Origin of the sequence: Arthrobacter sp. UYCu712 (genome assembly GCF_040547005.1) — a bacterium.
In the GTDB taxonomy this organism is placed as follows: Bacteria; Actinomycetota; Actinomycetes; order Actinomycetales; family Micrococcaceae; genus Arthrobacter.
This window is the reverse complement of sequence record NZ_JBEPOZ010000023.1, coordinates 15,969-36,915: the sequence shown is the minus strand read 5'-3', so window position 1 is coordinate 36,915 and position 20,947 is coordinate 15,969. Positions and strand designations below refer to the sequence as shown.

The following is a 20,947-nucleotide window of genomic DNA, read 5'->3' as shown; positions in this document are numbered from 1 at the left end:
GGCGGACAATGAGCCCCATAGCCCTGCTCCACTGGCCCTGTTCCCACCGGAGCCGTCATGCCGCGATTCAAGGTCTGGCTGCAGCATCACCGTCTGCCGGCGTTCTTCGTCCTTGCCTTCTCGATTTCCTGGTCGTCCTGGCCCCTCTTCGCCGCCGGGCTGATGCCGCAGATGGAATTCCTGCCTATCGGCCCGCTGGCCGCGGCAGTGATCGTCATCGCCCTCGCCGAGGGCAGGCCCGGGTTCAAGGTCTGGGGACGCCGGCTGATCAGGTGGCGGGTGGGCTGGGCCTGGTACGCCGTGGCCCGCCTGCTCCCGGCGGCGCTGGCGCTGCTGACGGGACTCACGAACATGGCCCTCGGCGCCGCCGCACCAGGTCTGGCCGACGTGACGGGGTCCGGGCTCCTGGCGTTTTTCGCCCTGCGCCTGGTCAATCCTGTTCGGGCGGCTCAGCCTGATCGGGCTCCCCTCGACCTTTGCGATTACCTTCCTCTACGTCCGGCTGTTCAACCGCACGGGCGGCAGCGTGCTGCTCACGTTGCTCTTCCACAACAGCCAGGGAACGTTCACCGTGGGCTCGTTTGGTTTCGCCGGGGCAAAGGCCGGCCGGGCGGAGCTCATCTACTTCGTGGTGCTTGTCCTTGCCGTCCTGGCCACGGTCCTCGCCGACCGGGACGCCTGGCGCACGGCGCCCCGATCCGCCGTCGACCACCTGCATCTGCCCGCCGGGTCCGATCAGCTCCGCCGCTAAGGAGGGACCATGTCCTCACCCCTGCCGTCCCATGCCGGGCCGATTGCCCTGGCGATGGCGGCCCTGGGCTGGTGGATCCTGCGCACGCAAAATCGGGGGCCTGCGAATACGCCAGCCCCCGCAGCACCTCCGGCTAGCGGTGGTGCATCACGTTTTTACTGCCTACTTCTTGACGAGAGCGTTGCCGTAGCCAGCGTCGCACTTGCCGTCATGGATGACGCCCGCACCCGATGCCACAACGTAGTTGCTGACCGGGTTGAAGACGGCGGTGTTCACGTTGGTCACCTTGCCGGCGCAGTTGTCGGCACCGGAGGCGTTCATGCTCTGGCCGCCGATCCACATGTCGATCCAGGTGGTGGAGTTGCTGCCCTCAACGCTGGTTCCCTGGTGGCACGGGCCGTTCTCGGGATCGTTGCCGTCGCCGCAGGTGTCCTCGACGATGAAGTAGCGGCGAACGTCCGGAAGGTAGATCTTCGTGCCGGCCGGGTAGTCCAGCACGTCCTTGCCGGAAGCGAGGGAGTGGCCCACGGCGATGGTGATCGGGTCTTCGAACGTGCCCGTTCCGCCGGCCGTCTTGTGCAGGACGGGGTAGCTGATGGTCGCCGAGCCGACGGGGGTGTTGTTGTGACTTTCAGCGATAAATGGCGGTATTTTCACCGCGCTATTTGGCGCACGGAGCTGTCCGCAAGGGGATGGCGAGTTCAATCGGTCGTTGCAACACCCCTTTTATTGTGAGGTGTTGCCCATGTTGTCGAAGAAGGAACGGATCGAAAAGGAGGCCCGGTTCTGGGTGTTAATGGCCCAGGGCTCGACGCTGATCGCGGCGTGTTGTTATGCCACCAACGCCGGCGGTTCTGGCGACGATCCCCTCGGCGCGGACCGTTAGTCCTAGATTGCGGTTGTTGGAGGCACGGCAAAGGATGCCGACGGACTCTTCCTCGGAACAGCGGTTCTCAGCCATGATCATCCCGCGAGCCACATCGATTGTATCGTTCGCACCGCACCCGGGGAAGCCGATCCGGACGCCTCATCCGGAAAGGAGGACTTACCGGTCCTGGCGGGTGACAGCAGCTTCGCTGCCCGTCATCCAACGACCTTTAGGGTATTCTGCGCAAATCACGGGATGGGTTGAAGCCGCCGAGAGCCTCCCGCCGGCATCTGTTAGCCCAATGCGCGTCCACCGGGGCCCAAAGTTCCCGGCCGTGGCTTCAGCCATTCATCCCCGTGCCAGAGCAAGGGGGCGGAGGGATTCCCGTCGAGCGGGTGTCGGAATAGAGTTGGCCATGGGCCGGTTCCAGCCCGGCGCTCATCCCTCTAGCAGTGGAGAGAACAAAATGACTGAAGCAACAGCACACACATCCGGTACGGCGGGCACCGCGGCGAACCGTTCAATCCGTGACTGGGCGGACCTTGCAGAGGAAATGTGGTCCTACCTGACGGGCAAGGGCGCGGCGATCAACTATGAGTTCGTCGACATGACAGTGGAGGTACCAAGGGACATCGGGCCTGATGCACCCCGGGCGACCTGGAAGCTCAACGGAAGCCTCCGCGTGACGACCAGCGACAAGGACGCGGCGGGTTCCGGCGAGAACCGGCGCTAAGATGGCACCCCGAGTCAGGATAGACGCCGATCTGGAGTTCTCACTGACTGAACCATCAGGCGGCGGAACCTCCGGCTCGGTGCAGGCGGCCGAGACTGAAGTACGGGTCACCTTCAGCAGCCTGGATCCGTCCATGGTGCAGCGGATGCCGTCGCTGCGGCAGGTGCGGCCCCTGGCCAAGATGCTCGCCGAAAAGGGACTGACGATCGTGGTGGAGGGCCCGCAGGGCCCCATCGTGAGCCTCGGGGCCATCAACCGCACCGGAGCGCAGCGGCTGCTCACCGGTTCCGCGCATATCCGGCTCGGGAAGGTCGGCGCCCTCGCTCCCTTTGCCAAACACGGCCGGCGACCCCGGGCGCCGGGCTTCTCCTTGCTTCCGCCAGCAACTCTCTTCCCGCTACTTCCGACCGTCAGACGCAGGATTGTCCGCCGGATCACCACCACCCATCACACCCGGGGCAGCGGGCGTCCGCGTCTGATTTTCATTCAGGATTCCGCCACGTGGAACGGCCAGGTACCGCGCGAATTCGATCTTATTGGGGAGCGGACCAGTATCGGTAGCAGCCCCTCAGCTGACCTCCAGCTGCCGGGGCTCGACCCTGTCCACGCGGAAATTGTCCACAATGACAGGGACGAGTACGTCCTGGTCCGGCGCGGCGTGGTCACCGGCAGCTTTGGGCCTTCCGGCAGCTCAGTCCTGCGCACGGGTACCCGGCTCCAGATGGGGCCATGGCGCCTTGCCTACTTCCGGGAAGAGTTCGCCGATCACGGGAGGCCGTTCGGTGGCCGGAGCGGCGGGGAATTAGCCTATCAGCGCCCCCAGCTGGATCCACGCACCGGCCTGACGGAACGGGACGGATCCTCAGGAATCAGCTAGTTCTCGACGCTCCTCGTCACTGATCTTCTCCAGAAATTTCCTCCCCCTTGCCAAGGTAGTCAGGCCTCCGTCGGCCAGCGGTGTCTTCGAGGGTGTCCATCCAGTCGTACCCGTCCCCGGCCCGGCTGTCGGCGGGAAGGATCGGGGCAGTGACCGGTTCGGCGGTGTCGCCGGTAAGGGTGTGGATCATTGTTTGGGTGTTCATGAAGTGATGCTCCGTTTCGCTCGGGCGGGGCGGGCTCCTGGCCTACCGGCTATCCCTCTCCCCCACCATGTTTTGCCTGCTGGCGGAGCATCGCGTAGCCCGACGGAGCCGGGGCAACCCGCAGGGCAAGCAGCGGACGGGTTGGGGGAGGAAATAAGCGCAGCGCCGAGCACAACTCATTGGCTGCGCGGCCGTCCGGAGGACGGTTGTGCCGGCGGAGCGGGCACGTAGGATCCAACGGACAGCAGCAAAAAAAGGAAAAGGCTTGTGCTGTCCGAGCGCAGCGAGGCCCGTTTCGTTCTTCTCGCGGAGCCTTAGAGTCTGGTGGCGTCGTCCACCCATGTGGGCGGTTCGGATTCGTTGCTGTGCCACTCTGAGGGGGCCGTGCCGGGACGGAGGACGTCGTTCAGCCAGTAGGTCTCGTCGGGGTTCCAGCCTGCGAGGACTGTGCCGGACTGACCGACGGCGAGGTATCGCCCGGCGGTCGTGAGATAGCCGGGGACGGTGAGGTGAACGCCGTCGTGCCTACTGCCACAACGCCTACCGTGCCGAACGCGACATGGGCGTCTTCTCCTACCTCAAATAAGGGAGCCTGACCATGAATACCCCAATTGTCGCAGAACTGTTCCTGCCCTCCCCCGCGGTCAGCGCCTTCTCGCTCGGGCCGCTGACCATCCGCTTCTACGCCCTGTGCATCCTCGTCGGCGTCTGGCTCACCGCCCGCCGGCTCCGGGCCCGCGGCGGCACCACCTCCCAGACCCTGGACATTGTGACCTGGGCGGTACCCTTCGGCATCCTCGGGGGCCGGCTCTACCACTGAGGTGTACTACTGATGTGAGACACAGTTTGAAAGGATTGTGCCCATGTCTTCCCGTCCCACCTATTCCGATGAGTTCAAGGCCGATGCCGTTAGCCTGGTCATTTCCTCCGGCCGTTCGCCCGCTTCGGTAGCCCCCGAACTGGGGATCTCCGTGACCGCGCTAAAGCGGTGGGTGCAACTGCACCGGGAAGGACAGAGCGGTGCCCGTGGCACACCGGATGATCCGGTTGATCCCGCGAAATACAAGGCGTTGGAGGCCCGGCTGCGGGAAGTCGAAAGGGAAAATGATTTCCTGAAAAAAGTGTCGGCGTTCTTCGCCAAAGAACAACGGTAGAGGACCTTTACCGGCTGGTTCAGGAGAAGAACGCCGAATTCCCTGTGGCCTGGATGTGCGCCCGGCTGGGCATTCCACGGGCCTCGTACTACAGGTGGCTGGACCAGAAGGAATCAGCGACGGCTGCCCGGCACCGGGAGCTGACCGGACTGGTGAAGGCGATGTTCGATTCCTCGGACGGGACCTTCGGCCACCGGATGGTCCACACCAAACTTGCCTCCACCGGTGTGGAGGTTTCCGTGGGCACGGTCGCTGCCATCATGGCCGAGAACGGCTGGGCGGCCAAGCGGATGCGCGCGTTCAAACGCACGACAATCCCCTCGGACCCGGACAAGGTCTTCGCGGACCTCATCGGCCGGGACTTCACCTCGAACGCCCCCGGCACGAAGCTCGTCGGGGACATCACCTACCTTCGTACCGGCGAGGGCTGGCTCTACCTGGCCACCGTCATCGACCTGTGCACCCGCATGGTCGTTGGCTGGGCCATGGCCGATCACATGCGCGCCTCCCTCGTCACGGACGCGTTGAAAATGGCCAGAGACCGCGGACACCTGGCACCGGATGCAATTTTCCATAGTGACCGCGGCACGCAATACACGTCCAGGGAAATGGGCGCCTGGTGCACCGGCAACGGCGTCCGGCAGTCGATGGGAGCCACCGGGGTCTGCTGGGACAATGCCGTCGCCGAGTCGGCGTTCTCCTCCCTGAAAAACGAGTTCTACCACCACCACAGCTTCGCCACCCGCCAGGACGCCCGCCGGGCGACCATGCGCTATATCGAGGTGTTCTACAACCGCTGGCGGCCCCACACCAACAACGCCGGCCTGCCGCCAGCGACAGCAATGGCGAAATTCACCACCCACCAGCAGCCGCTACCTGCGGCCGCCTGACCAAAACGAAACTACGCGACTGTCTCACATCCTTGACACACCTCACTTGACACACCTCACAGAAAGGTTTGGCCTATCTGCACCGTTTCTGACCGGAGGACGCATCCTCGGTTTCTGCGCTGTCATCGCCGGGAGACTCTTCAGGCGCTCAGCTCTTGAGATTGAGCGCATCGCCGACGGGGCGTCCGTAAGGTAAGGCTCAACGGAAAGACTCGTCAGCGGTAGTCGCTCACAAGGATTAGCGGGCGTTGCCCGTTTCTGAATCGACCCCTATCTCGCGTTCATGCGCCTGGCCCGGTCGGGGCGAATTTCCCCGGTGGGGCGATACGTGGCGGTAGAAGGTTTGGCGGGTGATGCCGAGTTCGGTGCAGAGGTCGCTGACTTTGGTTCCGGGCTTGCCAATGGAGGCTGTGCATCGCAGCGCTAAGTGGCGTTATTTTCGCAGCGCTAAATGTCACCCCTTGATGTCCGTTAGCCGATCCCCTTGCGGACTGAGCCATGCGACACAGGTGTTGTCGTGCCACGTGTACGCCGTCGTGTACGCCGTGTTGACGATCTTTTCAGAGGACGACGCCGGTACAACGGGCACCGGCGCCTTCGGGGCGGCCGGTGCCACAGTAGCCTTCGGCGCGGCGGGTGCGGCTGCATTGCCGGCGGCCGCGGTTGCGTCGGACTTTGCCGCCGCGTCTGCTGCGACTGCCTTCTCGGCTTCGGTCTTCGCTGCTGACTCGGCAGCGGCCTTAGCCTTTTCGGCTGCGGTCTTTTGGGACGCGCCTACTTCGGAAGACGACTTGCTGGCGCTGGAGCCAGAGCTGGCGGAGCCGGAAGACTCTGCGGATGAGTTGGTGGCGCCGGTGCCGGTGCCACACGCCGATGTGGCGAGTAGAACCGAGAGCATGCCGGCAGCGAGCAGATTACTTCTGCGCATGGGAAATCGTAGCCTCTATTTGGGGTGCGGAAACAGAGAACCAGTGGCAGACAAAACCCTGCCCCGATTCGGTCACGGCATGCGGCAAATGCAAGAACATTGCCACCTCGGGAATTACCACACGAAACGGCGTTCAAGACCCTCTATTCGGCGTGCGCGCCAACCGGTGACCTAAACGTTACATTGTCCGGAGCAGAGGCTAATCCATGGTCCGTCGCGCTTGATTTGGCGAATTTTCGGGATTAGTGTCTCGAATTTCATGCCTCCGGCCAGCGGGGCTACTACTTCGTGACCCGTTCGCTGCCGTAGCCGGTGTCACACTCGCCGTCGTGCATCACGCCGTATCCGGGAGCCACCTCGTAGTTGTCAGCGGGATTGAACACGGCCGTCCGGACGCCCGTCACGTCTTGGGTGCACTCCTTGGCGAAGGACGCACTCTCCCCCTCGCCGCCAATCCACATATCAAGCCAGATGGAGGCATTGCCGTGCTCGTCCGCGCCGCTGTGACACGGGCCTTCCTCGGGGGTGGGTCCGTCTCCGCAGGTGTCTTCGACAACGAAGTACCGCCGCACATCGGGCAGGTAGATCCGGGTGCCGGCAGGGAAATCGAGGACGTCGCTCCCCGTCTCCAAGGAATGCCCGACGGCGATGGTCACCGGATCCTCATAGGTTCCGGCGCCGCCTGCCGTCTTGTGCACCATGGGGTGGCTGATGTCGAGAGAGCCCACGGGCGTGTTGTCGAACCAAGTGTAGGCCGTGGTGTACGAGTCTTCCACGACACGCTCATTGGAAGTCTTGGGAGGTGTTGGCGTTGGCGTTGGCGTTGGCGTTGGCGCCGGTGCACCCCCGCAGGCTGCGGCTGCGAGCGCAACAGAGATCAAGCCTGCCGCCAATACGGCTTTTCTGCGCATTGGGCACCTGCCTCTTCCACCGCTTCCGGCACGTACGTTGAACGCTACCCGCGGCGCCGACAACCGGGGTATGGAGATGACAAATTCACAGACTATTCAGAGGATACGTCAGATTCCTAGTGCCCGGAGGCGGCCAGCTCTGCCAGTAATTCCGTCTTCCGCTCCTCGCTTGCGAACGAGGACCGGATCGAGTTTGCGGCCAGCCGCACACAGTCGAATTCGGAAAGCCCGATCACCGACGTCAGCTGGGCGAAATTGTCATCGACATACCCACCGAAATATGCCGGATCATCTGAGTTCACACTTACGTTCAGGCCGGCCGCCAGCATCGCCGGCAACGGGTGCTCAGCCAAGGTGTCCACCGCCCGGAGCCGGACGTTGGACAAGGGACACACGGTCAGCGGCGTCAACTCGTTCACCAGCCGCTCCACCAGCTCGGGGTCCTCCATGCACCGGATGCCGTGGTCGATCCGCTCCACTCCCAGGAGGTCCAACGCATCGATGATGTACGACGGCGGGCCCTCCTCACCGGCGTGCGCGATCCGGTGCAGGCCGGCTTCCGCGGCCCGGGCAAAGAGCCGCTCGAACTTCGCCGGCGGGTTTCCCACCTCGGCGGAATCCAATCCGATTCCGGCAATCGGGGCGTCCATGGCGAGGAGCTGTTCCAGCACGTCGAGGGCGGATTCCTCGGAGAGGTCACGCAGGAAGGCCGCGATCAGCAGGGTGGAGATGCCGAATTCCTCCCGGGAGCCCGCCAGCACCGATGCCACACCGTTGACGCAGGTCTCCAGGGATACCCCGCGGGACAGGTGCGCCTGCGGGTCCAGCATGATCTCGGCATGCCGTACTCCGGCGAGCGCCGCCCGGGCCAGGTACGCCCGGGTCATGTCGGCAAAGTCCTGCTCGGTCTGCAGCACGGCCATGTTGGCGTAGTACAGGTCCAGGAAGGACTGCAGGTCCGTGAACTCATAGCGTGAGCGCAGTTCGTCCAGGTCGGCATAGGGCAGCTGGGTCCCGTTCCGCTCGGCCAGCGCGAAAATCAGCTCGGGTTCCAGCGTCCCCTCGATGTGCAGGTGCAACTCGGCGAGCGGAAGCACACCATGGGCTCCAGGAACTTCGGCCGGTTCCAGCGCAGCCCCGCTGTCCGGGTCGCCGACGGCCTCGAGTGTTTCGGCAGCCTCGGCGGCGTCGTAAGTGTTCATCCGGTAAGGATATGCCCAGCCCGCGAAGCGGATAGAGTCGAATCAATGCAAAATGAACAGCATGCTTCCCATCGGCCCGCTTCTTCGGTCCCGGATTTTGCCCCCGGCAACCCTGCGGACGGTTTTGTCCGGGTGCGCGGAGCGCGGGAGAACAACCTGCGCAACGTGGACGTGGACGTGCCCCGGGACGCAATCGTCGCTTTCACCGGCGTCTCCGGCTCCGGCAAGTCATCGCTCGCCTTCGGCACCATTTACGCCGAGGCGCAGCGCCGCTACTTCGAGTCCGTAGCACCATACGCCCGCCGGCTCATCCAGCAGGGCCACAATCCCAAGGTGGAGCAGATCACCGGGCTGCCCCCCGCCGTCGCGCTCCAACAGCGCCGCGGCACGCCGAGTTCGCGGTCCACGGTGGGTACGCTCACCACGCTGTCCAACTCCCTGCGGATGCTCTACTCCCGTGCGGGCAGCTATCCGGAGGGTGCCGACGCCCTGGACTCGGACGCGTTCTCCCCGAACACGGCGGCCGGCGCCTGCCCGGAGTGCCACGGCCTGGGGATAGCTCACACCGTCACCGAGTCCTCCCTGGTCCCGGACCCCTCGATGAGCATCCGCGACGGCGCCATCGCCGCCTGGCCCGGCGCGTGGCAAGGCAAAAACCTGCGCGACATCCTCACCCACCTTGGCCACGACGTCGACACCCCCTGGCGGAAACTGTCAAAAAAGGACCGCGACTGGATCCTCTTCACCGAGGAACAGCCGGTCGTAGAAGTGACGCCGCAGCGCGACCGCGTCGCCAAGCCCTACAAGGGCCGGTTCTGGAGCGCCAAGAGCTACGTGCTGCACACCCTCGCCGATTCCAAGAGCACCACCATGCGGGACCGGGTGCTGCGCTTTATGGAAACGGGACCGTGCCCGGTCTGCGGCGGCAGTGGCCTCAAGCCTGAGGCGCTCGCCGTGACGTTCGCCGGGCGGACCATCGCCGAGCTCAACGCCGTGCCCATGACCGGGCTGGCCGACATCATCCGGCCCACCGCCGAGCTTAAGGAGGCCGGGACCGCCTCCCGCAAACAGTCCTCCGGCGAGCGCAACGAGGTGGCCGTCGCCATCACCCGCGACCTCCTCCAGCGCGTCACCGTCCTGGTGGACCTTGGCCTCGGGTACCTCGCCCTGGGCCGCGCCACCCCCACCCTCTCCCCCGGTGAGATGCAGCGGCTCCGGATCGCCACCCAGCTCCGCTCCGGACTGTTCGGTGTGATTTACGTACTCGACGAACCCTCCGCGGGACTGCACCCGGCCGACGCCGAGCCCCTGCTGGCGGTCCTGGACCAGCTCAAGTCCTCCGGCAACTCGGTGTTCGTGGTGGAGCACAACATGGACGTCGTCCGCCGCGCCGACTGGCTGGTGGATGTGGGTCCCCACGCAGGCGAGGGCGGCGGCGAAGTGCTCTACAGCGGCCCCGTGGGCGGCCTCGCCGAGGTGGATGCCTCCGTCACCCGCCCGTTCCTGTTCCCGAACGGTTCGGCCGGATCTGCCGGAACCACGGACGACGGCGGAACCGGCACCGGCTCCGGCGGAGCCCGCCGGGAAGCTGCGGGCTGGCTCGAGCTGCGCGGCATCAGCCGGCACAACCTCCGCGAACTCGACGCGAATTTCCCGCTCGGTGTGCTGACCGCGGTCACCGGCGTTTCCGGCTCCGGCAAGTCGACCCTGGTCAGCCAGGTCCTCGCCGAGGTGGTCAGTGCCCGGCTGCACCCGGAGCCCGCGGCGCCGTCGGAGACAGCCGCGGCGGAGCCGGACGCCGAGACCGCAGGCCTCGATGAGCCGTTGTCCGTAGGCCCCGTGTCCGGGCTGGACCAGCTGGACCGGCTCGTGAAGGTGGACCAGAAACCGATCGGCCGCACCCCGCGCTCCAACCTCGCCACCTACACCGGCCTCTTCGACGCGGTCCGCAAGGAATTCGCGGCCACGGACGAGGCGAAGGCCCGGGGCTTCGGCGCCGGCCGGTTCTCCTTCAACGTGGCAGGCGGCCGTTGCGAGACCTGCCAGGGTGAGGGCTTCGTGGCCGTGGAACTGTTGTTCCTTCCCGGCAGCTACGGGCCCTGCCCCGAATGCCACGGCTCCCGCTACAACCCGGAGACCCTCGAGGTGACGTACCGCGGCAAGAACGTGGCGGACGTCCTGGGCATGACGGTCAATGCCGCCGCGGAGTTCCTCGACGGGGTCCCGCCGGCCGCGCGCAGCCTGCAGACGCTGCGCGAGGTGGGCCTGGGCTACCTGCGCCTCGGCCAGCCCGCCACAGAGCTCTCCGGTGGTGAGGCCCAGCGCATCAAGCTCGCCACGGAACTACAGCGCACCCAGCGCGGGCATTCCCTCTATGTATTGGACGAGCCCACCACCGGCCTGCACCCGGCCGACGTGCAGCTCCTGATGGCGCAGCTCAACCGGCTCGTGGACGCCGGAAACACCGTCATCGTGGTGGAACACGAAATGGATGTGGTGGCTGCAGCGGACTGGGTGATCGACCTCGGCCCGGCCGGAGGCGACGCCGGCGGCAAGATCGTCGCCGTCGGAACGCCCGACGCCGTGGCGCGTTCCACGAAGAGCCGGACCGCTCCATACCTGGCGGCGATGCTTGGAAATTGAAATAACATCTTGATAACGGCGGAGACCTGACTTAACCTTGTGTGCATGCCCGAGGACCGGGCAATTGCATGCCCGGTGCTGCCACCACCAGATACTGCCCGACCGGCGGACACCGCAGATGACCTCTATTGTCAGGGGCGGGCAGTGGCGCGACAACGTCCGGGGACGGACCGAGCGCTGGTGGCCCCCGGGAGCATCTGAAATCATGAAGAAATCCACCTATGGCACTGCCGCGCGCCGCGGCATCATACTGGCGGCCGTCTCGATGGCCGCAGTCGCACTCACCGCAACCTCCGCTACAGCGGCAGTCCCGAGGCACACCACAACGTCGGTCTGGGATTCGCTGGCCCAGTGCGAAAGCAGCGGCAACTGGGCCATCAACACCGGAAACGGCTACGCGGGCGGGCTCCAGTTCAGCGCCGGCACGTGGGCGGCCTATGGCGGCACGGGGTCCGCAGCAAACGCGAGCCGAGAGCAGCAGATCGCTGTCGCCGAGAGAGTTCAGGCCAAGCAGGGCTGGGGCGCGTGGCCGGCCTGCGCCGCGAAGCTGGGCCTGGGCGGCGGCGCAATAGCCCCGCAGGGCGCAACCACAGCACGGACGCCCGCCGCGGTCCCCGCACCGGCCAAGGCTCCCGTGCGACAGGCCGCCAGATACGCCGCCCCCAAGGCAGCCGTCCCTGCACACCGCCACGTTGCGCCCGTCACCGTGAGTGGCCAGACCTACACGATTCAGAGCGGCGAAACCCTGAGCACGATCGCCGGGAAGCTCAATATCGCCGGCGGCTGGCACGTGCTCGCCGGCGCCAACACCGCGAGCATCAGCAATCCCAATCTTGTGTTCCCGGGCCAGGTGCTGCAGCTTCCCGGCTAGGGATGACGGTTAAGGTACGACGCCGGAGCGTTCCCTCAAAGGGGACGCTCCGGCGTCGTGCGGTACAAGTGAGCCGTCCTGACTCTTGCTCTCAGGACTCAGGCGGCGCGGGGAATCTCGCGGACAATCTGGACTTTCCACGCGGCGTCGTCGCTGGTATCCAGCAGGGCCACCGTGCCCATGGCGAGGTGGAGGGCCACGCGCTTGGCGGCGAGGAGCTCCAGGTAGAGGTTTTCGTTCATCCGGGCCGGCGCGTCAATGACGTACTTCACGGCGTCGCGGACCTTGCGGTAGTTGGCGCTTTGTTCCCGGTGGAGGTGCAGTTCCAGCATCCGGCGCTGCCGGATCCGTGGTTCGTGGCGGTTGAGCCAGGAGACCGCGGCGTGGACCGCCACTACCAGCGTCAGCGAGACCACGTAAATTTCCCAGCCGCTGGAGAGCAGGAAGAGCGGGAGGTTGGCGATGGCCACAAAGGCGATAAAGAGGCGGAACGCCAGCAGGCGCCGCATCGTGAGGGCCACGGAAGCGATGGCCGCCCGGAAACCGCGCTGCTCTTTGCGTGCCGCCTCCGGGTCGATCGTGAACTCCTCGAGTACCAGAATCCCGTTGGCGTCCGGGCTGAGCAGTTGTCCGTACTCGGGCGCTGTCAGCGTCGCAGGTGTAGTTACTGATTTGTTCGACATGGCGGCGTGTCTCCCGGGCGGCAGGGGCGGTTTGTGCTAGTTTACGCGCCGAAGCTGAGGACTGTCTGTCCCGTTCCGAAATGTGAACACGCTCACCACGGGGCCATTGCAATTGGCGCATTTGGTCCGGGGCGTCAAACTGGAGGGATGCAGACCTTTCTCCCCTTCCCCGATTTCCAGCAGAGCGCCGCGGTCTTGGACCGCGAGCGGCTCGGCAAGCAGCGCGTCGAAGCGTTGCAGATCCTTCGTGCGCTGGTGATCCCGGAGTATGGCTGGCAGTCGCACCCGGCGATCCGGATGTGGATGGGGTACGTTCCTGCACTGACCCTTTACGGTCTGACGATGGTGGACGAGTGGACGGCCCGCGGCGGCGAGGACACCACCCGGGACAAGATCATGGAGTTCGCTCCCCAGGCGGCCCACCCCGCCTATGCCGCCAAGATCCCGATGCCGCCGTGGCTGGGCGATCCGGAACTGCACTTGAGCCACCGCTCCAAGCTGATCGCCAAGGATCCGCGCTTCTACACCCCGTTGTTCCCGGAAACTGAAGCGGACCTGGATTACGTATGGCCCGAGCCGAAGCTCGAGCTGCTGCCGGAGGATCCTTCCGGCGAGCGCATCTGGGTACTCCGCCTGCCGCTCGGAGATACTGAGCCCGATCAGCTCAAGACCGTCAGCCTGCCGCCGGTGGGTCGTGCGAAGGCGGCTTCCGCGGAGGATGACTACCAGTTTGTGTACGCGGACTCGGGTGCCCGCCGCCCGGCCAAGGTCCGGAAGCTGCCGCCGAAGCAGCTCGTCAAGAAGCCCACGCGCAAGCGTCAGCAGCAGGAAGAGGCGTTCAGGACCCTCCCGGGCAACTCCGTGGTCGCCATTCCGGTCCACGGCGGCAGTTCGTTCGCGATAGGAAAGGTGGTGGGCCGTCCGATCACCGAGGACGGCCAGTTCGCACGGAACTTCGAGGTCGACGAGATCCTGGACCGCTCGGCCTTTGACTACCCGGCACTGCTGCAGGATCCGCGGGCTTTCTTCCCGATCCCCGCGCTGTAGCTATAGCTGTTGCGGCAGAACGCCCGACGCCGGTCCGGCGTCGGGCGTTTCTGTCCTCCGGCGGGGAGTGCGGCGGAGGCACCGACCTTGCTGGCAGACTGGCTCTATGACTGTACTTCTAGCCGGTTGCGGCGATTTGGGGACCGAGGCCGGGTTGCGTTTCGCAGCAACCGGCCTCCGCGTGGTGGGCTGGCGGCGCTCGCCGGAGAAACTTCCGCCGGCCATCGAGGGCATCCGCACCGACTTGAGTACCGGAGAACTGCCACCGATCCCGGCGGATACCACCGCAGTCGTCGTCGCCCTTGCGGCGGACTCCCCCGCTGAGGGTGCCTACCGGGCCGCCTATGTGGACGGGCTCTCGAACGTGCTCGACGCAGTACTGGTGTCCGGGGCCGGCATCCGCAGGGTCCTGTTTGTCGCTTCCACAGCCGTCTACGGCGACGCTGGCGGCGGCTGGATTGATGAAGGCACGACGCCGGAACCCGGCGGGTTCTCGGGCCGCGTCATCCGCGAGGCGGAGGAATTGCTCTACAGTCGCTTGCACGGCACCAGCATTGCCCCGGTGGTGCTCCGGCTCGGCGGCATTTACGGCCCCGGCAGGACCCGCCTGATCGACCAGGTGCGCGGCGGAACGGCCGTGGTTCCGGCCGAATCGCGCTTCACCAACCGCATCCACCGGGACGACGCCGCAGCCGCGATCGTCCATCTGTGCACCATGGAGGCAGTTCCCGCGCCTGTGTACGTGGGCGTCGACAGCGAACCGGCCGAGCTGGGCGACGTACTCACTTTCCTGGCGGCCGAGTTGGGACTCCCCCAACCGCCGTCGTCCGCTGCTGACCCCGGCGGAGAACCGTCGCGCGGCGGCAACAAACGCTGCAGCAATGCGCTGCTTCGGGGCTCCGGTTTCGAATTCCGGTACCCGAGTTTCCGCGAAGGCTACCGGGCCGTTCTCGCCGGCGTCGGCGTGCGGCACCCCTGAGACCTGCGTTGGACTTCACTGCCTACTTTCCTGAGGGGACCCATGGATTTTCAGCACATCATTGAGACGGTCGGACGCTTTATGGACTTCGCCGGGGTGGCCGTGATGGTGGTCGGCGCCGTCGTTTCCATCCCGCTGGCGTTGCGCGGATTCCAGCCACGGCGGCTGCCCGCGGGATCCGAACCGCTCTCCATCTACCGCTCCTACCGCCAACTGCTGGGCCGTTCGATCCTGCTGGGGCTTGAACTGCTCGTCGCGGCCGACATCATCCGGACCGTGGCCGTCACCCCGACCTTCGAGAGCGTCGGCGTGCTGGCCATCATCGTGCTCATCCGGACGTTCCTGAGCTTCTCGCTCGAGCTGGAAATCACCGGCCGCTGGCCCTGGCAGAAGCAGCCAGCGGATTCCACCGCGGCATCAGCTGCTGGCTGAGAAACCTTTCGGGTGTCGCAGCCTCCGGCTAGGCTCGGGAAATGACGGAAAACGCCGCCCCTTCCCTTGCCGCCAAAGCCACTGAACTCCTCCGCCTCCATCAGGCACCGGAAATCCTGCAGGTCATCAACGTCTGGGACGCCATTTCCACCAAGGTGGTTGCCGACGTGCCAGGCATCGCCGCCCTGGCCACGGCCAGCCATTCGATCGCCGCTTCGCGCGGCTATCCTGACGGCGAGAATATCCCGGTTGAAGAAATGATCGACGCCGTCCGGCTGATCGCGGTTTCGACGTCGCTTCCGGTCAGCGCGGACCTCGAGGCAGGCTACGGAAACCCTGGCGAGACCGTGCGAAAGGCGATTGGGGTCGGCATTGCCGGCGCCAATATCGAGGACCAGATGCGCCCATTCGACGATGCCGTGGCGCAGATGCAGGCCGCTGCGCGCGCAGGCGAAGCCGAGGGAATCGACTTCGTCCTCAATGCCCGCACGGATGCGTTTTTGAAGGGCAAGGACCGGGAACCCCGGGCGGTGCTGGCCGATGCCATCGAGCGGGGCCGCGCCTTCCTCGATGTTGGGGCGACGACCGTGTTTGTGCCGGGCCTGTTGGACGAGGCCACCGTCGCCGCACTGGTGGAGGGCCTCGGCTGGAACAAGGTGTCGGTCATTAATGTGCCCGGCTCCCTGGCCCCGGCCAAGCTTCAGGAACTGGGCGTCGCCCGCATCTCTTACGGACCGTGGACGCAGCGCGTGGCGCTGACGGCCCTGGTCGACGCCTCCGCGGACCTGTTGGCCGGCGGAGTCCTGCCGGAAGGAACCCGGGCACTGACCTGACAGGCGAGGGCTCCTGGGCTCCCGAGTGGGCTGCCAGTCCAATGGCCCCTGGAGCCTTCTCACCATGCCGACCGAAGAGGGATGATCCGAATGGGCGTAGATCCTTGGCCGATTGCACCTGCGCTTCCCGCGCCGACCATCATGGACCAGCGGTGGCTGGACGCCGTCTTCCTGCACTGGAGAATCCCTGAGGACGTGGCAGCGTCGTTCATGCCATCGGGCGTCGCGCCGGACATCTTCGACGGATCCGCTTGGGTGGGGCTGATCGGGTTCCGGATGCAGGGTGCTGGAGTTGGCCGGGGCCCGGGAATCCCCTATTTCGGGAACTTCAACGAAATCAACGTCCGCCTCTACTCGCGAGAGCCGGACGGCACCCGCGGTGTGGTTTTCCTAAGCTTGGATGCCTCGCGCTTGGCGGTAGTAGTGGCCGCGCGGGCGGCCGGAATTCCCTATGTGTGGTCGCGGGCGTGCTTCCTTGGCGCCGATTCGCTTGGTGCCAAGGGTCGCACGGCGGGTTCTGGGTCTGCCGGGGCTGGAGGGGCCGGGTATTCAGTGCGCCGGTTCCGGGGTGGCGCCCGGAGCGAATTCGCGGTGGCCGCAGACCTCGATGCCGAAGCCGCCGATCCGCTGTCGATCCATCTCACGGCCCGGTTCGGTCTGCATACCCGGTTCAGGGGCCGGACCCTCTATGTCCCCAACGCGCACAGTCCTTGGACGCTATACCCGGCGCAAGTGACTCTGCTTGCGGACGAACTGGTCGGCGCGGCTGGCATCCATGTCGCCGGACCTCCGGAGTCCGTGCTGTTTTCGCCTGGCGTCCGCACACAATTTGGCCCGCCGAGGGTCCTTGTCGCCGGTCCTGATTACTGTCGGACGGCAGGGAATTAGCGACCACCGGCCACCGCGCTGAGCGGGGCTAATAATGTCGTACCCCCTTGGGAGTATGGGGTCATGGAAGCCGTCAGGGATTTCATTGCTCTCCGGGACACAGGCCGGAGTTCGGACCGGGGCGCAGCCCCGGTCCAGCGGCCCGGTGTGGACGGTGCCCTGGCGGCGTTGCAGGATGTGGGTTCGACGGCGGTGCAGGACGCTGAGCTCTGGGTGTTCAGGCGGCGGCGGATTTCGCCGGAGGGGTGGAGGAACTCTCGCGGACGATGGAGTTCCTGCAGCTCGTGGCGGCCGCCGCCGTGGACCGGACCCGGAAACAGGCCACAGCCGCGGCCGCCGCGGCCTCAACTGTCGGGGGCGGCGGGTCGTGGATGACCGGCTGGCGGGAGAGCCCGGGCGGCTGGGAAACCGGCGGCGGGCCCTCCGCGGCCGCGGAAGTGGCCGCGGATCCTGCCGGGACCACGGCGTTGCCCCTGCCGGCCGCGGCGGCGGTGGCCGGATTGGCGGCCTCGGCTGACGTGTCGGCGGTGGTGGATGACGGGTACCGGAACACCGAGGAGTTCCTCCGGGCGAGGTTGCGGATCGGGGCGCCGGAGGCGAAGCGCCGGCTCTGCCTGGCCCGGGGACTGCTGCCCCGCCCGGGGCTTACCGGTATTGTCGAGCCCCCTGTCCATGCGGAACTCGGCGCGGCCGTCGCCGCCGGGGAAATCGCGTCCCGCTCCGCCTCGATCATCACCGCGGCCCTGGACCGGGTCCGGCACCTCTGCGACGAGGACACCGCCAACCGGATGGAACACACCCTGACCCGCACCGCGGCCGAACACGACCCGGACTTTTTGGCCCGCGTCGCCCGGGGCTGGACCGAGGCCCTGGACACGGACGGCGCCGAACCCTCCGAGGAACTCCTCCGCCGGCTCCAGGGCGCCTTCATCCGCCCGCCCCGCGGCGGCCTGCAGCACCTCGAAATCTACGCGACCACCGAACAGTTCGAACACCTCCTGACCGTCATGAACACCGCCACCAACCCCCGCACCACCACCGCCACCGCCGGAACAAGTGACGGGTCCGTCGCGGTCGGTGGGGTCTCCGGGCACAGCCCTGCCGGTGGAGTGGAGGAGCCCGGGCTGCCGGTCCTGGATCTCCGCTCCCGGCCGCAGAAGCTGCTCGACGGCATGGTCGGCGCCTGTAAGGTCGCCCTCGCCGCCGGAGGCCTGCCCGCCACCGGCGGACTGCGCCCGCAGATCATGGCCACCATCGACTACCGCGACCTGCTCACCCGCCTCCAGGACGCATCCGGCACCACCGGCGCCGCAGCAGAACCGGCCGATCCCGCAGATCCGGCAGGTACCGCGACTTCGGGAATCCGTCAGTCACCCCGCCGGCCGGGCACGGGGACCGGGTCTCTGCTGTTCACCGGACCCGTCACCGCCGCCACCATCCGCAAGATCGCCTGCGACGCGGACATCATCCCGGTCCTGCTCGGCGGCGACGGCCAGGTCCTGGACATCGGCCGGGCCTCCCGGGTCTTCCCGCCGCACATCCGCAAAGCCCTCACCGCCCGCGACCACGGCTGCGCTTTCCCCGGCTGCACCATCCCCGCACCCTGGTGCGAAGCCCACCACATCACCTACTGGTCCCGCGGCGGCACCACCGGCACCAACAACGGAACCCTGCTCTGCTCACACCACCACCACCTGATCCACAAAGAACACTGGACCATCCACCTAAAAACCGGGATCCCCTGGTTCATCCCCCCACCACACATCGACCCCCAACAACACCCCCGCCGCAACCACTACTTTCGGCCCACCGACCACCCCTGACCGCCTGACTGCCCGGCGGCTGTGCGGTGCGCACGTCCGAGGTCTTCTACAACCAAGGCCGGTGCCACACCAAGACGCAGGCCGGCCGCCAGCGGCCGCGCGAAGATTCATCATCGACCAGCAGGCGCAAACCGCAGCCGCCTAACCCAAAAAGAAGCCGATCAGCTGCGTCACATCCTTGAGCCCGCAGTCCTATGAGTTCTCGCGGGACGTGATCCCGAAACTCGGGGACTGCAGCTCGGTGAAGTTCCCGACGCTGGCGCGTACGGTGCACTGGGGCGTGATCTGCAGGGCCGTCACCGTGAGCCCAGCGCTGTCCACCGCCAGTGCCCCGCCGCAACCGTCGGAGAACCGGACCCCCTTCTCGCCGCCGCTCACCGCGGCGAGCATCTGCGAGGGCTTTCCCGACGCGGGACTGACGTAGAGCGGGTTCAGCTCGTCGGCGCCGCCGGCCCACACTGGCACCAGGGTGATTTTCAGCGGGCTGGGCGTCACGACTCTCGCCGGAGTGCGCACCTCCACGCCCTTTAGGCGCTGGACGGGATAGGCGGTGCCCTTGACGGCAGGGTCCTGCGTCGCGGCCGTCGTCGCCTCCGACCCGGCGCTCAGCCACGCGTCGAGCGCCTGCTGGTCCGCGGGCGACACCGACACCTTGGCGGTCACCTGGACTGACCCTCCCGCCGGGATCTCCAACCCCGAGAGCTTCCAGCCGCACTGGACGTCAAGGCCGGTGATCGAAGCCTGATTCCGGCTCACCGAAGCCCCGTCCCACGTAACCGCCGGGCACGCTTCCCCATCGGCCAGGCCCGGGATCACCTCAAGGAATTCACCGGACAGCGGCGCCTTCTGCGCCGCGTACGCGACAGTAAGGCGGGTCTGACCGGAGGACGGCTCATACGATGCCTCCCGCGAGATCGTCAGACCGGTCGGAAGGGCCGCGTCCTGCTGCTGCTTGGATACCTGCTCGCCCTCCGTGGGCGCCACTTGCTGACCCGCAGGGGCGAGGACGACGAACCCGGTGACCATCCCGGCGAGGAGAAGGGCCGCGGCGCCGGCGAGGAGCAGCGCTTTACGAGTGCGCCAGAACGGGGTGGCATCCTTCTGCTCAAGCCGGACCTCCGCCCGGGGCCGTACTTCGCCGCGCGGGATCGGACGGACGATGGTTGCGCTGCCCGCCTCTCCGAGCTCGGGAGCCTCTGCGGCGTGGTCAACTGGCGACGCTGATGCGAATGCCGAGAGCTGCTCGTCCGTGAAGGCGCCCCGGACGACGGTGGCCGGGCGTTCGGCGTCGTCGAAGTCCTCCGGGGCCTCGGCACGCGCGATCGGGGCGCCGCCGGCGAGGCGGGGCACCAGACGCCGGAGCGTAGACGCGGCCTCACGCGCGGTCGGGCGCTGGGCGGGGTCTTTGGACAGCAGCCCGTCGAGTATGTCCCAGACCGCGTCGTCCACGGGAATCCGTGGCGGGCGCGAGGAAACATGGCGGTACGCGACGCTGAAGTCCGTCCCCGGCCCGGCGAAAGGAGTGCGTCCGGCAAGAAGCTCGTAGAGCAGGACGCCCGTTGAGTACACATCGCCGGGAGGGCCGGACCGGCCCTGGCTGATGAGCTCGGGGGGCATGTAATGCGGGGTGCCGATGAGACCGGTCGTCTGGCGGATCCGCTCGCCAACAACGTCGGAGATGCCGAAGTCGGAGACCCGTACGTCGCCCGCGCCGCACTCGGGCCATGGGCGGGCAAGGAGCACATTGTCCGGCTTAATGTCGCGATGCGTCACGCCCCGAGAGTGGGCGAAAGCCAGTGCGTCGAACACTTCGGCGGCGACGTTGAACGCGTCCGCGGGACGCAGCGGGCCGACCTCCTTCACCGTGTCCCGCAGCGAGCCTCCCGCGACGTAGTCCATGACGATGGCCAACCGCGCGCCCTCCACCACCATGTCGCGCACCGTGACGATGTGGGAGTCCTGCAGGCCTAGCAGCACGGATCGCTCGCGGACGAACCGCTCTACGAGCGAGGGATCGTCGGCGTGCTCAGGGCGCAGAACCTTGGCGGCAAAAGTCCGGCCATCGGCCGACGTGACGGTCCAGACCTCTCCGACGGCGCCGGAGCCCACTAGTTTGCCGAAGCGGTAGGACGCTCCCAGAGCCTGACCCGTCTGTGCGAATTTCATGCCGTCTCTCCAACGCTATCGATCTGATTCCTCAAGGCCGCTCCTCCGCCCACTCTTGCAGGG

Annotated in this window: 23 protein-coding genes; 15 read left to right on the top strand and 8 right to left on the bottom strand. The window is 66.6% G+C overall.

The features are described from left to right. Positions 1 to 86: 86 nt before the first annotated feature. Positions 87 to 347, bottom strand: coding sequence for a hypothetical protein (locus tag ABIB51_RS18385; protein WP_354190605.1), 261 nt, complete (start codon positions 345 to 347; stop codon positions 87 to 89). Positions 348 to 526: 179 nt separating this feature from the next. Between ABIB51_RS18385 and ABIB51_RS18380 the strand changes: the two genes are divergently transcribed. Next, positions 527 to 751 (top strand): hypothetical protein, encoded by a 225-nt coding sequence (locus ABIB51_RS18380; RefSeq protein WP_354190603.1) that lies wholly within the window; start codon positions 527 to 529, stop codon positions 749 to 751. A gap of 162 nt (positions 752 to 913) precedes the next feature. Here the strand turns inward: ABIB51_RS18380 and ABIB51_RS18375 are convergent, their stop codons facing one another. Further along, complete coding sequence (locus ABIB51_RS18375) at positions 914 to 1,408, bottom strand: hypothetical protein (RefSeq protein WP_354190601.1); 495 nt, start codon at positions 1,406 to 1,408, stop codon at positions 914 to 916. 88 nt (positions 1,409 to 1,496) lie between these two features. Here ABIB51_RS18375 and ABIB51_RS18370 point away from each other — a divergent pair, with 88 nt between their 5' ends. The 3 genes from ABIB51_RS18370 (at position 1,497) to ABIB51_RS18360 (ending at position 3,229) form a co-directional block, all read left to right on the top strand. After that, complete coding sequence (locus tag ABIB51_RS18370; RefSeq protein ID WP_354190684.1) at positions 1,497 to 1,637, top strand: hypothetical protein; 141 nt, start codon at positions 1,497 to 1,499, stop codon at positions 1,635 to 1,637. 448 nt (positions 1,638 to 2,085) lie between these two features. Then, positions 2,086 to 2,352: a hypothetical protein gene (locus ABIB51_RS18365; RefSeq protein WP_354190599.1), complete on the top strand. Its 267-nt coding sequence runs from the start codon at positions 2,086 to 2,088 to the stop codon at positions 2,350 to 2,352. A 1-nt stretch (position 2,353) separates the two neighbouring features. Then, a complete protein-coding gene (locus tag ABIB51_RS18360) occupies positions 2,354 to 3,229 on the top strand; it encodes an FHA domain-containing protein (protein WP_354190597.1) in 876 nt (291 codons plus the stop codon). A gap of 16 nt (positions 3,230 to 3,245) precedes the next feature. Here the strand turns inward: ABIB51_RS18360 and ABIB51_RS18355 are convergent, their stop codons facing one another. Beyond that, the gene (locus ABIB51_RS18355; RefSeq protein ID WP_354190595.1) at positions 3,246 to 3,434 is read right to left on the bottom strand and encodes a hypothetical protein; all 189 of its coding nucleotides are present in this window, start codon (positions 3,432 to 3,434) and stop codon (positions 3,246 to 3,248) included. A 598-nt stretch (positions 3,435 to 4,032) separates the two neighbouring features. Here ABIB51_RS18355 and ABIB51_RS18350 point away from each other — a divergent pair. From ABIB51_RS18350 to ABIB51_RS18340, 3 genes are read left to right on the top strand one after another with little or no spacing between them, the layout of a single operon-like run. After that, positions 4,033 to 4,254 (top strand): prolipoprotein diacylglyceryl transferase family protein, encoded by a 222-nt coding sequence (locus ABIB51_RS18350; RefSeq protein ID WP_502916173.1) that lies wholly within the window; start codon positions 4,033 to 4,035, stop codon positions 4,252 to 4,254. Positions 4,255 to 4,297: 43 nt separating this feature from the next. Beyond that, a complete protein-coding gene (locus ABIB51_RS18345) occupies positions 4,298 to 4,588 on the top strand; it encodes a transposase (protein WP_354190593.1) in 291 nt (96 codons plus the stop codon). Positions 4,589 to 4,602: 14 nt separating this feature from the next. After that, positions 4,603 to 5,478: an IS3 family transposase gene (locus ABIB51_RS18340; RefSeq protein ID WP_354190680.1), complete on the top strand. Its 876-nt coding sequence runs from the start codon at positions 4,603 to 4,605 to the stop codon at positions 5,476 to 5,478. A gap of 454 nt (positions 5,479 to 5,932) precedes the next feature. On the opposite strand, the gene ABIB51_RS18330 is transcribed toward ABIB51_RS18340, so the two are convergent. From ABIB51_RS18330 to ABIB51_RS18320, 3 genes are all read right to left on the bottom strand, one after another. Beyond that, positions 5,933 to 6,406, bottom strand: a complete 474-nt coding sequence (locus tag ABIB51_RS18330; protein ID WP_354190591.1) for a hypothetical protein — start codon at positions 6,404 to 6,406, stop codon at positions 5,933 to 5,935. A gap of 281 nt (positions 6,407 to 6,687) precedes the next feature. Continuing rightward, positions 6,688 to 7,182 carry a hypothetical protein gene (locus ABIB51_RS18325; RefSeq protein WP_354190589.1) on the bottom strand — a complete coding sequence of 165 codons (495 nt, stop codon included), beginning with the start codon at positions 7,180 to 7,182 and terminating at the stop codon, positions 6,688 to 6,690. 251 nt (positions 7,183 to 7,433) lie between these two features. After that, positions 7,434 to 8,519, bottom strand: a complete 1,086-nt coding sequence (locus ABIB51_RS18320) for an adenosine deaminase (protein WP_354190587.1) — start codon at positions 8,517 to 8,519, stop codon at positions 7,434 to 7,436. Between the two features lie 45 nt (positions 8,520 to 8,564). Here ABIB51_RS18320 and ABIB51_RS18315 point away from each other — a divergent pair, with 45 nt between their 5' ends. Together ABIB51_RS18315 and ABIB51_RS18310 are read left to right on the top strand one after the other, a co-directional pair. Beyond that, the gene (locus ABIB51_RS18315) at positions 8,565 to 11,162 is read left to right on the top strand and encodes an excinuclease ABC subunit UvrA (protein ID WP_354190585.1); all 2,598 of its coding nucleotides are present in this window, start codon (positions 8,565 to 8,567) and stop codon (positions 11,160 to 11,162) included. A gap of 205 nt (positions 11,163 to 11,367) precedes the next feature. Then, complete coding sequence (locus ABIB51_RS18310) at positions 11,368 to 12,033, top strand: transglycosylase family protein (RefSeq protein WP_354190678.1); 666 nt, start codon at positions 11,368 to 11,370, stop codon at positions 12,031 to 12,033. A 98-nt stretch (positions 12,034 to 12,131) separates the two neighbouring features. On the opposite strand, the gene ABIB51_RS18305 is transcribed toward ABIB51_RS18310, so the two are convergent. Then, the gene (locus ABIB51_RS18305; protein ID WP_354190583.1) at positions 12,132 to 12,716 is read right to left on the bottom strand and encodes a hypothetical protein; all 585 of its coding nucleotides are present in this window, start codon (positions 12,714 to 12,716) and stop codon (positions 12,132 to 12,134) included. 147 nt (positions 12,717 to 12,863) lie between these two features. Between ABIB51_RS18305 and ABIB51_RS18300 the strand changes: the two genes are divergently transcribed. The 6 genes from ABIB51_RS18300 (at position 12,864) to ABIB51_RS18275 (ending at position 18,718) form a co-directional block, all read left to right on the top strand. Next, positions 12,864 to 13,763, top strand: a complete 900-nt coding sequence (locus tag ABIB51_RS18300) for an MSMEG_6728 family protein (RefSeq protein ID WP_354190581.1) — start codon at positions 12,864 to 12,866, stop codon at positions 13,761 to 13,763. A gap of 106 nt (positions 13,764 to 13,869) precedes the next feature. Beyond that, positions 13,870 to 14,742, top strand: a complete 873-nt coding sequence (locus ABIB51_RS18295) for an SDR family oxidoreductase (protein WP_354190579.1) — start codon at positions 13,870 to 13,872, stop codon at positions 14,740 to 14,742. Between the two features lie 42 nt (positions 14,743 to 14,784). Next, complete coding sequence (locus ABIB51_RS18290) at positions 14,785 to 15,174, top strand: DUF1622 domain-containing protein (RefSeq protein ID WP_354190577.1); 390 nt, start codon at positions 14,785 to 14,787, stop codon at positions 15,172 to 15,174. A 41-nt stretch (positions 15,175 to 15,215) separates the two neighbouring features. Continuing rightward, positions 15,216 to 16,007 carry an isocitrate lyase/PEP mutase family protein gene (locus ABIB51_RS18285; protein ID WP_354190575.1) on the top strand — a complete coding sequence of 264 codons (792 nt, stop codon included), beginning with the start codon at positions 15,216 to 15,218 and terminating at the stop codon, positions 16,005 to 16,007. A 90-nt stretch (positions 16,008 to 16,097) separates the two neighbouring features. Then, entirely contained in the window at positions 16,098 to 16,895 is a 798-nt protein-coding gene (locus ABIB51_RS18280; RefSeq protein WP_354190573.1) for a YqjF family protein, read from the top strand. Between the two features lie 266 nt (positions 16,896 to 17,161). Then, positions 17,162 to 18,718 (top strand): HNH endonuclease, encoded by a 1,557-nt coding sequence (locus tag ABIB51_RS18275; RefSeq protein ID WP_354190571.1) that lies wholly within the window; start codon positions 17,162 to 17,164, stop codon positions 18,716 to 18,718. 192 nt (positions 18,719 to 18,910) lie between these two features. Here the strand turns inward: ABIB51_RS18275 and ABIB51_RS18270 are convergent, their stop codons facing one another. Further along, positions 18,911 to 20,884 (bottom strand): serine/threonine-protein kinase, encoded by a 1,974-nt coding sequence (locus ABIB51_RS18270; protein ID WP_354190569.1) that lies wholly within the window; start codon positions 20,882 to 20,884, stop codon positions 18,911 to 18,913. Between the last annotated feature and the right edge of the window lie 63 nt (positions 20,885 to 20,947).

Excerpts from the sequence above, each read along its gene's own strand:
- ABIB51_RS18350 (WP_502916173.1), top strand. The coding sequence starts at position 4,033 with ATGAATACCCCAATTGTCGCAGAACTGTTCCTGCCCTCCCCCGCGGTC.
- ABIB51_RS18300 (WP_354190581.1), top strand. The coding sequence starts at position 12,864 with ATGCAGACCTTTCTCCCCTTCCCCGATTTCCAGCAGAGCGCCGCGGTC.
- ABIB51_RS18360 (WP_354190597.1), top strand. The coding sequence starts at position 2,354 with ATGGCACCCCGAGTCAGGATAGACGCCGATCTGGAGTTCTCACTGACT.
- ABIB51_RS18310 (WP_354190678.1), top strand. The coding sequence starts at position 11,368 with ATGAAGAAATCCACCTATGGCACTGCCGCGCGCCGCGGCATCATACTG.
- ABIB51_RS18285 (WP_354190575.1), top strand. The coding sequence starts at position 15,216 with ATGACGGAAAACGCCGCCCCTTCCCTTGCCGCCAAAGCCACTGAACTC.
- ABIB51_RS18370 (WP_354190684.1), top strand. The coding sequence starts at position 1,497 with ATGTTGTCGAAGAAGGAACGGATCGAAAAGGAGGCCCGGTTCTGGGTG.
- ABIB51_RS18355 (WP_354190595.1), bottom strand. The coding sequence starts at position 3,434 with ATGAACACCCAAACAATGATCCACACCCTTACCGGCGACACCGCCGAA.
- ABIB51_RS18365 (WP_354190599.1), top strand. The coding sequence starts at position 2,086 with ATGACTGAAGCAACAGCACACACATCCGGTACGGCGGGCACCGCGGCG.
- ABIB51_RS18270 (WP_354190569.1), bottom strand. The coding sequence starts at position 20,884 with ATGAAATTCGCACAGACGGGTCAGGCTCTGGGAGCGTCCTACCGCTTC.
- ABIB51_RS18290 (WP_354190577.1), top strand. The coding sequence starts at position 14,785 with ATGGATTTTCAGCACATCATTGAGACGGTCGGACGCTTTATGGACTTC.
- ABIB51_RS18345 (WP_354190593.1), top strand. The coding sequence starts at position 4,298 with ATGTCTTCCCGTCCCACCTATTCCGATGAGTTCAAGGCCGATGCCGTT.
- ABIB51_RS18320 (WP_354190587.1), bottom strand. The coding sequence starts at position 8,519 with ATGAACACTTACGACGCCGCCGAGGCTGCCGAAACACTCGAGGCCGTC.
- ABIB51_RS18330 (WP_354190591.1), bottom strand. The coding sequence starts at position 6,406 with ATGCGCAGAAGTAATCTGCTCGCTGCCGGCATGCTCTCGGTTCTACTC.
- ABIB51_RS18315 (WP_354190585.1), top strand. The coding sequence starts at position 8,565 with ATGCAAAATGAACAGCATGCTTCCCATCGGCCCGCTTCTTCGGTCCCG.
- ABIB51_RS18275 (WP_354190571.1), top strand. The coding sequence starts at position 17,162 with ATGGAGTTCCTGCAGCTCGTGGCGGCCGCCGCCGTGGACCGGACCCGG.
- ABIB51_RS18295 (WP_354190579.1), top strand. The coding sequence starts at position 13,870 with ATGACTGTACTTCTAGCCGGTTGCGGCGATTTGGGGACCGAGGCCGGG.
- ABIB51_RS18280 (WP_354190573.1), top strand. The coding sequence starts at position 16,098 with ATGGGCGTAGATCCTTGGCCGATTGCACCTGCGCTTCCCGCGCCGACC.
- ABIB51_RS18305 (WP_354190583.1), bottom strand. The coding sequence starts at position 12,716 with ATGTCGAACAAATCAGTAACTACACCTGCGACGCTGACAGCGCCCGAG.